Annotated in this window: 13 protein-coding genes; 8 read left to right on the forward strand and 5 right to left on the reverse strand. The window is 65.0% G+C overall.

All coding sequences use genetic code 11. The annotated features are described in order from the left end of the window. Positions 1 to 96: 96 nt before the first annotated feature. From D6M19_RS13370 to D6M19_RS34245, 3 genes are all read left to right on the forward strand, one after another. Complete coding sequence (locus D6M19_RS13370; RefSeq protein ID WP_234834844.1) at positions 97 to 828, forward strand: helix-turn-helix transcriptional regulator; 732 nt, start codon at positions 97 to 99, stop codon at positions 826 to 828. Between the two features lie 170 nt (positions 829 to 998). Further along, positions 999 to 2336 carry a cytochrome P450 gene (locus D6M19_RS13375; RefSeq protein WP_123025885.1) on the forward strand — a complete coding sequence of 446 codons (1338 nt, stop codon included), beginning with the start codon at positions 999 to 1001 and terminating at the stop codon, positions 2334 to 2336. Between the two features lie 380 nt (positions 2337 to 2716). Beyond that, a complete protein-coding gene (locus tag D6M19_RS34245) occupies positions 2717 to 2857 on the forward strand; it encodes a hypothetical protein (protein ID WP_164478475.1) in 141 nt (46 codons plus the stop codon). 585 nt (positions 2858 to 3442) lie between these two features. On the opposite strand, the gene D6M19_RS13380 is transcribed toward D6M19_RS34245, so the two are convergent. Next, complete coding sequence (locus D6M19_RS13380; RefSeq protein WP_123025719.1) at positions 3443 to 4750, reverse strand: neprosin family prolyl endopeptidase; 1308 nt, start codon at positions 4748 to 4750, stop codon at positions 3443 to 3445. A gap of 208 nt (positions 4751 to 4958) precedes the next feature. Between D6M19_RS13380 and D6M19_RS13385 the strand changes: the two genes are divergently transcribed. The 3 genes from D6M19_RS13385 to D6M19_RS13395 are packed head-to-tail and all read left to right on the forward strand — an operon-like array spanning position 4959 to position 6713. Continuing rightward, positions 4959 to 5834, forward strand: coding sequence for a GlcNAc-transferase family protein (locus tag D6M19_RS13385; protein WP_123025720.1), 876 nt, complete (start codon positions 4959 to 4961; stop codon positions 5832 to 5834). 8 nt (positions 5835 to 5842) lie between these two features. Continuing rightward, positions 5843 to 6454, forward strand: a complete 612-nt coding sequence (locus D6M19_RS13390; RefSeq protein ID WP_164478476.1) for a prolyl hydroxylase family protein — start codon at positions 5843 to 5845, stop codon at positions 6452 to 6454. After that, positions 6444 to 6713 (forward strand): hypothetical protein, encoded by a 270-nt coding sequence (locus D6M19_RS13395; RefSeq protein WP_123025722.1) that lies wholly within the window; start codon positions 6444 to 6446, stop codon positions 6711 to 6713. Before D6M19_RS13390 ends, D6M19_RS13395 begins: the two co-directional genes overlap by 11 nt. Before the next feature lie 39 nt (positions 6714 to 6752). Here D6M19_RS13395 and D6M19_RS13400 read toward each other — a convergent pair whose 3' ends face one another. From D6M19_RS13400 to D6M19_RS13410, 3 genes are all read right to left on the reverse strand, one after another. After that, on the reverse strand, positions 6753 to 8996 hold the full coding sequence (locus D6M19_RS13400; RefSeq protein ID WP_123025723.1) for a molybdopterin-dependent oxidoreductase: 2244 nt from the start codon (positions 8994 to 8996) through the stop codon (positions 6753 to 6755). Further along, on the reverse strand, positions 8993 to 9553 hold the full coding sequence (locus tag D6M19_RS13405) for a TetR/AcrR family transcriptional regulator (RefSeq protein ID WP_123025886.1): 561 nt from the start codon (positions 9551 to 9553) through the stop codon (positions 8993 to 8995). Before D6M19_RS13405 ends, D6M19_RS13400 begins: the two co-directional genes overlap by 4 nt. Before the next feature lie 117 nt (positions 9554 to 9670). Continuing rightward, positions 9671 to 10198, reverse strand: a complete 528-nt coding sequence (locus D6M19_RS13410) for a phosphate-starvation-inducible PsiE family protein (protein ID WP_123025724.1) — start codon at positions 10196 to 10198, stop codon at positions 9671 to 9673. Positions 10199 to 10330: 132 nt separating this feature from the next. Between D6M19_RS13410 and D6M19_RS13415 the strand changes: the two genes are divergently transcribed. Continuing rightward, a complete protein-coding gene (locus D6M19_RS13415; RefSeq protein WP_123025725.1) occupies positions 10331 to 10855 on the forward strand; it encodes a GNAT family N-acetyltransferase in 525 nt (174 codons plus the stop codon). Here the strand turns inward: D6M19_RS13415 and D6M19_RS13420 are convergent. Further along, positions 10813 to 12216: a purine-cytosine permease family protein gene (locus tag D6M19_RS13420; protein ID WP_123025726.1), complete on the reverse strand. Its 1404-nt coding sequence runs from the start codon at positions 12214 to 12216 to the stop codon at positions 10813 to 10815. The two genes, D6M19_RS13415 and D6M19_RS13420, sit on opposite strands and share 43 nt — an antisense overlap. Positions 12217 to 12409: 193 nt before the next feature. Between D6M19_RS13420 and D6M19_RS13425 the strand changes: the two genes are divergently transcribed. Further along, a complete protein-coding gene (locus D6M19_RS13425; protein ID WP_123025727.1) occupies positions 12410 to 13885 on the forward strand; it encodes an MFS transporter in 1476 nt (491 codons plus the stop codon). Positions 13886 to 13895 lie beyond the last annotated feature (10 nt).

Raw genomic sequence — 13895 nt, forward strand, 5'->3', positions numbered from 1 at the left:
GTCTGTAGGATTTGTTGTTACAAGCGGAAAACGCCATACGAGATCAGCCTCGGTTTCGTGGGCGCGGAGATGATTATAAGGGGCAGAGCCCGCGCGGTGTTCCTGCGGGTGGGCCCGGCGACGTCGGCTTCCGACCAGGCCCGGGCCGCGATGCGCAAGCTTGTCCAGGCATTGCCGGCCACCTTCCGGGCCGACGCCGAGGCGGCCGCCACCGCCACCGTCATCGACCAGAGCCGCTGGGGTGAGCAGCCCCGCCGTCGGCCTCCCCTCGTGGACCGGCTGGAGGACGCCGTCGTGACCTGCCGTCGCATCCGCATGACGTACACCAGCGGGTCCCGGCAGCGATCTGAGCGGATCGTCGACCCGTGGGGCCTCGTGGCCAAGGACGACAGCTGGTACCTCGTCGCTGGCACCGACCGGGGTCAGCGGACCTTCCGGGTCGACCGCATAGAGCAGGCGGTGACCACCGACGAGGAGGCCAGCCCCCGCCCCGCCGGGTTCGCTCTCGACGCCGCCTGGGAAGCGGTGGTCGGCGTTGTGGAGCTGAAGCGTGCCCGCACCCAGGCGACGATCCGGATCGAGACCCGCTATGTGCCCGTGCTGCGCCAGCGCTTCGGCCGCCAGTGCGAGGTCATCGACGGCGACGAGACGGTCGAGGAGGCCGACGGCTGGACCCGGGCCCGGGTGGCCGCACCGACCCCCCTCGACCTGGCCCGCGACCTGGCCGGCTGGGGCGGGCTGGTGCAGGTGCTGGACCAACCCGCCGTCAAGGACCTATTGCTCCAGATCGCGACCGAGCTGACCGGCCTCTACCAAGGTGAGGCGTAGCGAGCGGTCGCAACATCGCACTAAATTCGCGGCGACCCAATGCTTTACGGTCCACACACCGGACGGCCAGGAAATCTCGCAGCCGTAATGCGGTGCCAGCCCCAGGATCTCAGGCTGTGCGCTCGCGATTATCCGCTCGCCCGCCGCTAGCCGTACCGTATGGTCGGAACATCACCAATACCGCGCAGACTCAGGAGCTCCGACCGCCGGGCCCGCGGGCGATCGCGCCGCTGCGACCATTTGTTGCCGCCGCCTGCGGAGCCGGCTACCTGGTCGCCGGAGAATGGCTGATTCGACGCCTGTTCGCCACCTACGGACCCATCGTGTCGATTCCACTGCCGGGCATCCCCGTGGTTCTCATCAAGGACCCGGCAATGGTCAAACAGGTGTTCACCGAGAAGCCCGACGTCCTGCTCGGCGGGCGGGGCGTGCGGCCGTCGGCGCTCATCTATGGAACCGGCTCGATGTTCGTTCAAGAAGAGCCCGAACATCTTCGACGCCGAAAGCTGCTCACCCCTGCACTGCACGGCAAGGCCCTGGAGAACTACCGACCGATCATCGAAGACAGCACACGGCACGCCATCGCCGCGTGGCCGACGGGCAAGCCGTTCAAGATGTTGCGTGCGGCGCGCGACCTCGCCCTCGACGTGATCGTCCGCGTCATGTTCGGCGTCGAGGACCCCGGCGAGCGGGCTCGGCTCGGCCGCCCCTTCGAGACGCTGCTGGACCTCGGGTCGTCGGAACAACTGATTCTGCGCGTCGCCCTGCACTCGATGGGCGGCTTGAGACGATGGCCCAAGCTCGACCGCGCGAACCAGGCCATCGATGACCTGCTGACGCCGATGATCGCCGCCCGGCGTCAGGATGCCAATCTGCACGAGCGCACCGACATCATGTCGTTGTTACTCACCATCCGCAGCGAGGATGGGGAGTTCCTGTCCGACAAGGAGATTCGAGACGACCTCGTCACCTTGGTGCTCGCCGGGCATGAGACGACGGCCACGACGCTGGCCTGGATGATCGACCTCCTGCTGCACCACCCACGCGAGCTGGCCAAGGTTGCGGCCGAGGCGGAGGCGGGCGAATCAACGGCGTACACGCAGGCCGTGATCAACGAAACGCTTCGCATTCGGCCCCCCTCCCCCTTCACCGGGCGCTACACCGCCTGCGACTACCGACTCGGCGGCTACACGGTGCCTGCGCGGACACGGATCGTCCCGCACATCGGCGAGGTCAACCTCAACGCCGAAACCTACGAGCACCCCAACGAGTTCCATCCCGAGCGGTTCTTGGACGTCACCCCCCCGACCTATGCCTGGATCCCGTTCGGTGGAGGTATCAAACGCTGCCTCGGCGCCAGCTTCAGCCTTCTCGAGCTCACCGTCGTGCTCCAAACGCTGCTGCGCTCCGGCAGGTTCCAAGCCGTGCACGACGATGAGGACAGGCAGGTCCGTCGCGGCATCGTGTTGCTCCCGCATCGGGGGGTACGGGTCCGGTACGACTCCTAGCCGGTCATAAACTTCGGACTCGTCGACGGTCAGGTGGACCGACGTGGATGCCCAGTAGCCGCGGCGCAGGCCGACGCCGGGGCCGTCTCCTCCGGAATGAAATGGACCGGCGCGGCGACGGCGCAAGCCCGTCCAGACCCGGCCGGGCAGGTGCGCCAACGTAGGCCCCGCAGCTGCCGTCCGGGTTCGTCGAACGTCCCGAACCGCACTTGCACTGGCCGTCAGCTGTGTCGCGGTATTGGCCCGTATAGGGGCAAGGGGGGTATTGGCAGACGCCATTCACCGAAGTCTGCTCCGGCGGGCATTCGGCCTGCCGAGCGTCGGTGGGCCCAGACTCGATTACTGAAGGGTCTGTTCCCGGCGCCACATAGTTGTAGGTCGTGTGGGTGCTGGCGCCGTTGTCGCAGTTGACGTTGACGTTCCACACCTTGTCGTCTGGGGACGAGAACGGAATCATCAACGGGTACGTCTTATTCGCGAACAGCAGGAACGGCGGCGGGGTGAACCACTCGGCCGAATAGCGGCACCACGATGTGGTCCCGCTCTTGTCGGTGACGTTGACGGTTATCCCGCCCGGGAACTGATTGAACGACAGCTCCGGTCCCGGAGGCGCGGCCCCTGCCACCGCCGCGCCCACAAACCCCACGGCGAGTATCAGCGATGGTATTGCGCCACGCAGCAATCGAGTCATGTTTTGCTCCCATGCGTCGACTTCGCCGGATTTCGACTGGTGGATTGATCATGGGGCATGACCCGCCATTTCGCCGGGTATTCGACACTATCAGCGCACAATTCGCTACGCGTGTCCAAAGCGAATATTGCTGCCATATCGGGTGGCGCCGATCCGCTACCACCGCGCCCGGTTCTCGACATCGACGATCTGCATCGCTAGGGATCGCGCCGAATAACCTTTCCCTCCAACGTGTATGGGTCTCGGCGTCGGCGCGGCACGTACCCTTCGGGGCATAGCGCTTCCTCCACATTCGCTCCACCCATGCCCGGGTCCGGCGGTGCCGCTATCTCACCGGTCGGCGTCTGTGAGGCCGTACGAACGCACTCGAAATCCGGATTCGAGGGGCACGGGATCACATCCGGCGGCTCGGAGGTCATGGGCACTGGCTGTTCTTGCCGCTGCCGCCCCACCAGAAGTACGGTCCCCAGCTGCCGGTGTTGTCGAAGTGGCCCTCGACGTTGTAGCACTTCGAATGGCTACCGTAAACAGAAGTCGGGCTGTACCGCGTCATCTGACCACCAGCAGTCGATTGATATAACAGATTGTTCATGTAGGCGCAATGCTGCCAGCCCTCATAAGGCCAGTGACCGTTGCCCATATCGGTAGCAGTGGTTCCGGCATGGCTTCCCGAGTCGACCACCTCGCCATACCAGGCGCACTTCTCAGCCCCGTTCCGCAATCCTGATGTCGCGAACAGGCTCGCCGGGTAGTAGCCCATCCATTCACCATTGACCCGGAGCCACCAGTTGCCCTGCGAGAGTTGCCATTTGAGACTCAACACGTACTGTGTACCGCCGAAGACACTGACCGGCGAGGACAGCGCTTCGGGGAATACTCGCGTCGACACCTGAACCCAGCCGCGGACATCCTGGTTGTAACCGCCCTTGTTGTCACCGGATGAGGTGTATCCGTTCGTTGTGTAGAAGATGAACAGATGCGGCACCCAGTCACCGTAGAGATCTCGATACTGCTGATGGCCCGCTTCGATCGTCTGCTTGGATCCCCCGCTGCCCCGTGCGAGGGCGCATTGGCCCAGCGTGAATTCATCGGACCACTCACCGTAGGGATCCCATGCGTTGATGTTGCCCTCACAGCCGAAGCAGTCCACCCACTGCGCGGTGTAGGCGTACTTGTGCACGGTCCCGTCCTCGGGTAGCGCGACCTCGGCACGCGCACCATCGGGTTGCAATCGCATCGCCCGACCATGCTTGGAAAGCAGATCGTCGAGTGTCTTGGCCGTTGTCAACCGGTCCAGGTCGCGACGAACAAGCGGGACCGTACCCGTGGGGCCACGAGATACGTTCCTGTCGTCAAGTTCGAACGTCACCAACTCCGCCGGCCTGAACTGGTCGCCGTCGGTGTCGGCGGGCACCGTGCACAGCGAGCGCAGATCGACGCCGCCACCCTCGTCCGGTGCATCCGCAACCACACCGTCGGCCGTCAGGCTCTCGGCTGGAACCCAGTCAAGCGTCTGACCCAGCGGTGTCTTGGTGACAGCGACGACTTCTCGTCGGGCCTGTTGATCACGAAAAAACTGGCGAACCTCATCGAGCCGTTCGACAGCCCGCCGCTTCTCCTCGGCTTTACCGAGACCCGGGTCCACGCGATTCTGATTGGATTCACCGTTGCTCGATTCGTGCCGGTGGTTCCGTTCCACCGTTCCGTAGGTGATCGTCATCATCCACCATCCCTTGACGTCGACTGGACTTGCGTAGCGTCGCACCGACTTCGCACCGAGGCGCGAGTAGTGCGCTACGCCAATCGTGTTGGTGGTCGCGCGACAATTGGCAGCGGCCGCGTCGGCGACTCGAGTACTCGACTACTCACCGCAATCACGTGTCCCGAGTACACACTGCGATGAGAACTCGAACACCGATCGGAGAGTGCAGATGTCGGCGGACACGCGCATCTTTGTGCAGATCCCGGCCTACCGGGACGCCGAGTTGCCCGCGACGCTGCGTCACCTCTACCGCAAGGCGAAGCGACCGGATCTTCTGCGGACCTGCGTGGTATGGCAGCACGAACGCGACGAGTTACTGCCTCGCGACCTTCGCGAATTGCCGGGCGTGGAGATCATCGACATCCCGGCTGAACAGAGCAAGGGCTGCAATTGGGCACGTGCAATCGCCCAACGACATTGGAACGGCGAGCCGTTCACGCTGCTCCTCGACTCCCACCATCGTTTCGTCAGGAACTGGGACGAGCTTCTGCTGGCGATGTACCGCAACCTCTCCGATGACGGCGTGACGCGACCACTCTTGACGGGCTACCTTCCCGCTTACAAGCCGGACTCCGAACCGGGCGGACGCGGCAAGCGACCCTACATGATGGCCCCGCTGTCTCGCGACGAGGGCGTGCTGACCCGGCTGACCAGTTATCCCATTCCGTTCTGGACAACTCTGAGCGAACCGTTACCGGCCGAGTTCCTTTCTCTGCACTTTGTTTTCACGGCCGGAGAGTTCAACAAGGATGTCGTGTTCGATCCGCGGATCTACTTCTTCGGCGACGAACTTGTCACCGGCCTTCGAGCCTTCACACATGGCTATGACATGTTCCATCCGCACCGCATCATCGGCTGGCATTGCTATGACCGCGGCCGCCGGGTACCGCACTGGGACGACCACGCCGACTGGCAGACACAACACAAGCGATCACTGGCATTGATGCGCGACCTGTACACCGGTCAACCGACACCGATAGGGCTGGGAGACGTGCGCACTGTGCGCGACTACCAGGAACTGATCCTCACCGAGCTCGTCATATGAATATCGACATGACCAAGCAGGTCCTTGACGTTGGCGTCACATGGATCGACGGATTCCTGGACGCCGACGAATGCGAGTTCATCTGCGCAGAACTAGACTTCGCCTTCTGGCGGCCGAGCCGCGTGGTCAACAGACTTTTCGGCGACGAGCTTGTCTACTACCGCAGTGCCGAACGCACGAGCGTGTCCACCGATCAACAATGGTTCAACGCCGAGCTCGACGAAGCGGTCGCTGGCATCGAGCGACGTGTCTGCGAGATGCTGCGGGTTGACTCCGCGACACTCGAGCCCTGGCAAGCTGTGCGCTACCGGAACCGCGGTCGTTTCCAGCTGCATCACGACGCCGGGTTGTTCGCGTGCGATCCAGAAGGCGAGCGCGAGCTCACCGTGCTGCTCTACTTGGAGACCCCGCCGGAAGGTGGCGCCACGGTGTTTCCGGATCTACGCGTGCGCGTCACACCTGTTGCCGGCCGGCTCGTGGTATGGCGCAACCTGCGAGACGACGGCACGGTCGACCCAGCCAAACGCCATGCCGCTCAACCCGTCCGGCGTGGTCGGAAGACGATTCTCACGACCTGGTCACGTCAACACCCCGTCCGAAAGGAAACTCATGATCAGTGAAGACAAGTTCATCGAGCGCGTTATCGCCGACTACGGTCCCGTCATCGATCTGCGACAGACACCGCAGGCGATCATCGAGATCATCCGCAAGTTCCATGACTTGGCTGCGATCCCCGACGGCGGACTGCCACCCGGTGGGGTCGGTCCGCCGACCAGCATCCAGGGTGACGAACCGACGAACGCCGAGCTCATGCGCAAGCTGCTCGACATTCAGCGCACGGTGAGCAAGATCCAGAAGGGTCTCGGCAACGGCGATTGATGCTCCGCGAAGGACATCACACTCCTTCGCAGAGCCTAATCACGCTGTGGCAGCGGCCTCTACGGCCTCGATGCGGGCAGGTACATGCTTATGCCACGGTGTGCCCGCATAGGCGTCGCGCCATTCCGTTGACGTCAGCGCGTTCGGGGCGACACCAGGGACCAGCGTCTGCCCGTCCTCGTCGACGAAGTCGAGACCGAGCCCGTTGGGCAGCGATGCATGGCCCGGGAGCATCGCCTCACTGATCTCGACGTTCGCCTGGGCGCTACCGGCCGCGGTGGTGATGCGCGCGCGTCCACCCGCGACCAGGCCCAGCGCCTGCGCGTCCTCCACGCTGACGCGCAGCGCTCCTTCCGCGTCGCGCTTGCGCCAACTCGGGTCGCGGAAGATGTCGTTCGCCGTATACGCGCGGCGCTCGCCCGCCGACAACACCACCGGGAACTCCGGGGTCGTCAGCGCGGCCTGCGCGTCAGTCAAGCGGGCGATGTCACCCAGCATTTCGGGCATCTCCAGCGCAATCTTGTGATCGGCGTGGCCGATCAGCTCGAAGTCGTCCTCGTATTCGTGCACCGTGAACGTCACACCCGAGCGGCGTGCCAGGATCGCCTCGAAGAGCGCGTTGCCGTCGACGTGGCCTGCCCGCCGCACCGCATCGGGGTACTTCATTGCCGTCCTCTGCGCCAACCCCCACAACGCCGCCGCGCCCTTCAGGCCTTCAGGCAATGTCGGGCCGAGCGTCTCGTAGAGGACGTACGGCAGCACGCGGCTCATCGCCGGGTTCGCGGCAACCGCTCCGAGGAACGCCTGCGCGTACGCCTCCAGCCCTTGGTCGGCGGCCTCGCGCAGCGGCTCGAGGTCGGCGTCGTCGACGACATCGAGCGCCCGCACCAGGCGTGCCCAGATCTCGGGCTCGGGCAGCGTGCCCGGCAGCGGGTCGAGAATCGGATGCCGCAGATGAAAAGTGTTGTGCGGGAACTCCAGGTTGAAGAACGTCGCTTCGGGCTTCTCGAACTGACTCGCCGCGGGCAGGACGTAATGGGCAAGCCGGGCGGTCTCCGTCATCGCCACATCGATGACCACCATCAGCTCCAGTGACTCGAAGGCCTTCCGGCAGGCGGCCGAGTCGGCCAGGGAGTGTGCGGGGTTGCTCGTTTCGACGATCATCGCCCGGAACCGGTCGGGATGGTCGGTCAGGATCTCCTGCGGCACAACGTTCGACGGCACCAGCCCGGAGATCACCGGCGATCCCGTCACCGGCGAGCGGCCGACACCGCCGAAGGTGAATAGCGGCGCGAACGCCGAGTGCAGGTGCTGCCCACCGCGTTTGGCGAAGTTACCGGTGAGAATCCACAGCAGCTTGTTCAGGTATGAGCACAGCGTGCTGTTGGGCGCCTGCTGAACGCCGAGGTCCTCGAAGACCGCCACACTGTCCGCGCCTGCGATGCGTCGCACCGCGGCGCGGATCAGCTCCTCGTCGACGCCGCATCGCTGCGCGTAGTCGGCGATCGGCACCTGCCGGAGCACGTCTTTAACCGCGTCGGCACCGGTCACGTGGTCGGCCAGAAACTCTTCGTTGCACAGGTTTTCCTGCACCAGCACCGCAGCCATCGCCGCCAGACACCACGCATCGGTGCCCGGCCGCACGCGCAGATGGAAGTCGGCCATCTTGGCCGTATCGGTGATCACCGGATCGATGACGATCATCGCCCGCGCGGGATTCTTGGCGATCTCGTTGAGCACCGTGCGGGCGCGCGGGAAACTCTGCGACATCCACGGGTTCTTGCCGACGAAAACGGACACCTCGGCGTGCTCGAACTCGCCACGGGTGTGTCCGCCGTAGAGGTGGGCGTCTACCCACGCCTCGCCGGTCTTCTCCTGCGCCAACGCATTCGAGCGGTAGCGTGAGCCGATCGACTTGAGGAACGCGCCCGCGTACCCACCACCCAGATGGTTGCCCTGTCCGCCGCCGCCGTAGTAGAAGACCTTGTCACCGCCGTAGGTGTCGCGGATGTGTTTAAAGCCTTCGGCGATCTCGGTGAGCGCGGTGTCCCAGTCGATTTCCTCGTAGCTGCCGTCGGGGCGTCGACGCAAAGGCGAGGTCAGCCTGCTGCGGTTGTTTTGGTAGTGATCAAGCCGCAGCGCCTTGTTGCACGTGTAGCCCTGCGACGCGGGATGCTCCTTGTCACCGCGGATCTTGGCCAGCGTGCGGCCCTCGAGCGCAACGACGATGCCGCAGTTGCATTCGCACAGAATGCAAGCCGTCGGCTGCCATTCACCGGTCATCGGGATTTCCTTTCGGCTTCCTCTACCAGCGTGCGCAGCTGACGCTGAACGAGGTCGAGCGGTTTCACATCGCGAGAAGCGCGGGCCACGATGATGGCGCCCTCGATCGAGGTGGTCACCAACATCGCCAGCTCCTCGGCACGCGGGGCGGCGACACCTTCGCTGACGAGTCGCCGGCTGATCAGATCGGTCCAGAGGGCGAACGCGGCGGCTGCCCGTTCGATGACCTTCGTCGTGCGTTCGGGGTTGTCGGGATCACCGGCCTCGACAGTCACCGCGACGATGGGACAACCCGCCCGGTAGTCACTGCGGATCAGCTGCCTGCGGTACATGTCGGTCAGGTCGTCCAACAGCTCGACGGCGCTGTCCGCGGCCGAGATCTTGTCCGCGATGTAGGCGCCCGCATAGTCGGTCGCCTCTTCGAGCAGCTGCATCCGGCCGCCGGGGAAATAGTGATAGGCCGACCCGCGCGGTGCGCGGCTGTGCTTGAGCACATCGGAGATCGCGGTCGCCTGAGCACCGCGTTCCCGAATCAACAGCGCGGCGGATACCACCATCCGCTCCCTGGGGGTGCTGAACACGTTATATATGATGGCATACATAACACGATGCGCGATAGAGACCGAGCAGGCAGTGTGTCAGCGCTCGGCCGAGATCCGCCGACAGATGGCGCGTCAGGATTTAGCTGGTTGTTCTTCCTCGCCGGCCTGCTCGCCCGCATCCTCGGTGTCCCGGCGGCGTTCCCTCAACACGAACGCCGCAAGTGCGAGCGCCAGAACCACGCCGGCAAGCACACCGATCTCGACCACTGCGCGCGAGAACGCGGGACCTTTCTCGAGCAGGGTCGCGGCCTCGACAGAGAGCACCACGATCTCTTTGATGCCGGCCAAGATGCCGACGATCAGAAACGGCTCGGCGACGATCTCGTGTGACCTGAGGCAGGCGCGCACCGCGTAAAGCAGCTCGACGAAAATGAAGATGAGCAGCAGACCGTCCAGGATCTCGAGCATCACGCTTTTGACGGGCGCTTCGCGCAGCATCAGCATGGTGTTGAACTGCGCGATCAACAGCGCGACCGACCCGATGATCAGGACCAGCGCGATCCCCCAGTACACCGCGTCCTCGAGCCTGCCGAGAACCCGGTCGGCGAGGCGCTGCCGATCTTCTTCGTCTTCTTCGTGTTCGCTCTCGGACTTAGCCATTCGGCAACGCTACGGCCAACGCGGGCATCGGCGGTCCAACATCAACACTCGGGTGCATGGGCGTTAATTAACCCCTCGACCGGTGGTACAAACGCCCGATGGCGTGCATCGTCGCTGAGCTAGCGTGATCCGATGGGAACCGGCTGGCAGGTGCGAGTGGGTGGCGTCGAAGATCTGGACCTCGTCGGACCGCTCTGGGTTGCCGTGCATCACCGCCACTGCGAGAGCATGCCCGAGCTCGCGCCCTACGTGGACGACGCCGAGACGTGGCGCGCCCGCAGGAAACTCTACGAGGAGCTGCTGGCCAAACCGGACACCCTGCTACTGCTGGCTTTTGTCGACGACGAGCCGGCCGGGTACGGCTTGACGCACGTGATGCGCGTCGCGGACTCGTGGATCGAGGACACCTGGCGAACCGGCGACCGGATCGGGGAAATCGAATCGCTCAGTGTGCTGCCCGACTACCGCGGCACCGGCCTCGGCTCAGAACTGCTCGACCGGCTGGAGACACACCTGCACGATCTCGGTGTCGAGGACCTCATCCTGGGCGCTCTTGCCGGCAATGCCGACGCCATCCGGCTGTACGAACGGCGCGGCTACCAACCGACCTGGCTCTACCTGTCCAAGTTCGCGGGCCGCGAACGCAACAAGCGATAGCCGCCATAGAGAAGCACTGCGACAACGAAATTGACGAAGTAGGCGACGTCGGCGCCGTGCCATGCCTCGGCGACCGGGCCGGTGAACAACGAGGTGTTCATGAACGGCACCGCGGCGGCGTAGGCGAGCACAAAGGCCGCGACAGCCGCGATGGCGTCGCCGCGGCCGGTGTACTCGTCGGCCGGATTGATCGTCGCCCGCCCGCGCACCCGCAGCGCCCAGTCGATGACGACCACGGCGACGAATGCCGGAATCCAGTAGCTGACCAGCAGCAGCATGTTCTCGAATCGGGACGCTGTGTCGCCGCCGTGCAGCCAAAGGATCAGCCCGAATGCGATCACGGTGACGACCACCGCCGAAATGGGCCTTCGCACCCGCACTCCGATCGTCTGCAGTGCAAGCGACCCGCTGTAGTCATTCATCACGCCCGAACCGATGGAGGCCAGGGCGATGATGAGCAGAGCCAGCGCCCCGAGGATGCCGCCGCCCATCACCGACCGGACGCCGTCGGCGGTGTGCTCGGACACCAGGTCGCCTGCCGCAATTCCGATTGCCTGAACGAAGATGTACGCCGACACGATTCCGGCGAACGTGAAACCGAAGACACGAAGGCGGGACGAGTCGGCGGGCAGGTAGCGGCTGAAGTCCGCGGCGTAGCTGGCCCATGAAATCGACAGGCTCAGCGCGATGGTGACCTCGAGGACGAATGCGCCGACCAGGTCGGCGCCCTGCACGGTCGCCGGCGTCACGATCTGGTGACCCGCGGCGAGCTTGACGGCGAACACGACGAAGGTGACTAACAGCACCACCGTCAGCACGGCCTGGATGCGGTGAATCATCTCGTAGCCGAAGAACCCGACCGCGCCCTGCACGGCCAGCACGATCATGACCGCGCTCCAGAACGGGATGCCGAGCAGCACGGCAAGTGCCTCGCCGCCGAATAACCCAACCAGCGCATCCCATGCGATCGACGAAAGCCACTGCAGGGCACCGGGAAGCACCACCCCAGCGCCGAACGCCATCCGCGAGTTCGGCAACTGGGCCGTGCCGGTGCGTGGGCCCCATGTCGACAGGTAACCGACCACGAGCGAGCCGAGCACCGTTCCGATCACCATCGCGAGCAGGCCGAGCCAGAACCCCAGGCCCAGCGAGATCGCCAGCGCACCGGTGAAAACGCCCGTCATGTTGACCTGCGGGGCGAACCACACGCTGAACAGCCGGCGCGGGCTGCCGTAGCGCTGGTCTTCGCGAACCGGCGCGATCCCGTGCGTCTCGACGGACAGATCACCGACGCCCGATGGCGTACGGCCATTGAACGTCGGCGATGTCAGTGCGGTACCCGATTGGCCCCCTTGTGTCATGGGCCCATTCGATCATGACGTGATCACGCGCCCGACGCCGTGTCCGCCAAAATTCAACACGTTCAACGACGAGAGGTGTGAGCCGCGACGGCCACCGCTCCCCACACCTTCCACACGATCGGGTTGTCGGCGCTTCATGGCCGCCCGACATAATCGGGTGGAACCGAAGATGGGCTAACGATCGGAGCGTGGAGTGGTCAGGGCGGAACCGACACACTCCACGGCCGGCGACCGGCCGCTCCGGCGACCAAGGACACTGATCGTCGGGCTGAGCATCGTCGTCCTGACCGTCGCCATCCTGCAGACCGCCGTCGTCCCTGTGCTCAGCACGATCGCAGACCAACTCGACGCCTCCACTGTTGGCGTCAGCTGGGCGGTGACCGCCAACCTGCTTGCCGCCGCAGCGGCCACGCCGCTGATCGGTCGCCTCGCCGACCTGCACAGCAAGAAGCGCGTGCTGTTGTGGGTGCTCGCGATCGTGCTGGTGGGTTCGGTGCTCGCGGCCACCACATCGTCTCTCGCCCTGCTGATCCTGGGTCGTGTTCTGCAGGCGGCCTCGTTCGCGCTCTATCCCATCGGAGTGGCGATCCTTCGCGAGGAGCTCACCGAGGACCGCATGGTTTCGGCGATGTCGGTCTTGTCGGCAACGCTGGGCTTCGGCGGCGGAACCGGGTTGGTGGTCGTCGGCCTGCTGATGAACCACGGCGCCAACTACCACCGCGTGTTCTGGCTCACCACCGGCTTCACCGTCGTCGTCATCGCCATCGTGGTCCTCGTGGTGCCTGCCCGGCCGCGCAGCACGACGGGTTCGATCGACTGGCTCGGCGCCGCAGGCCTCGGCGCCGGCCTGTCGGCGGTGTTGTTGGCGATCACCCAGGGCAGCACCTGGGGCTGGACGTCACCACGAACCGTGGCGTGCGCAGCCTTCGGCATCGCCGTCACGGTCGGCTGGTGGTTCTGGGAGCAACGGGCCAAGCAGCCGCTGGTGTCGACCAAGATGCTGCGCCGACGCCCGATACTGCTCACCAACGTCGCCACCGTCTTCGTGGGCATGGGACTGTACTTCGCCTTCCTCGGGCTGACGCAATTCGTCCAGATCCCGCACGAGGCTGCGGGATACGGCTTCGGGGCGACCGTGCTCGAGGCCAGCGTCATCTACCTGTTGCCGGGTGCGATCACCGGGTTCCTCGTCGCCTTGGTCAGCGGCAGGTTCATCGACCGCTACGGCGCCCAGCCGGTCCTCGTGGTCGCCGCCGCGGCTGGCATCACCGGATTCCTGTTCATCGCGCTCGCGCACTCCGCCCCGTGGCAGGTCATCGCCGCCAGCATCCTGGCCAACGCGTACATCAGCCTCGGCGACGGGGCACTGCCTGCGCTGATCGTCAGCGAGGTCGATGCGGGTGAAACCGGCGTCGCCACCGGCATGAACGCGATCGCCCGCACGATCGGCAGCTCGATAGCCGCCGCCCTGGTCGCCGTCCTGTTGGGCCGAACCGCGGCCGACGCCGCCGTGCCGATGGAGAGCAGCTTCATCGCGATATTCATCGGCGGTGCCGTCACCGCCGCGCTGGCAATGGTGCTCATCGCACTGTCCAGGGTCCGGGCACGACCTATCGATACCGCGGAGGCGCGGTACGAATCCCGTGCCATGAACCACGAATGGGGTTAGTCGCAAGACG

The sequence above is a fragment of the Mycolicibacterium stellerae genome (assembly GCF_003719305.1).
GTDB lineage: Bacteria > Actinomycetota > Actinomycetes > Mycobacteriales > Mycobacteriaceae > Mycobacterium > Mycobacterium stellerae.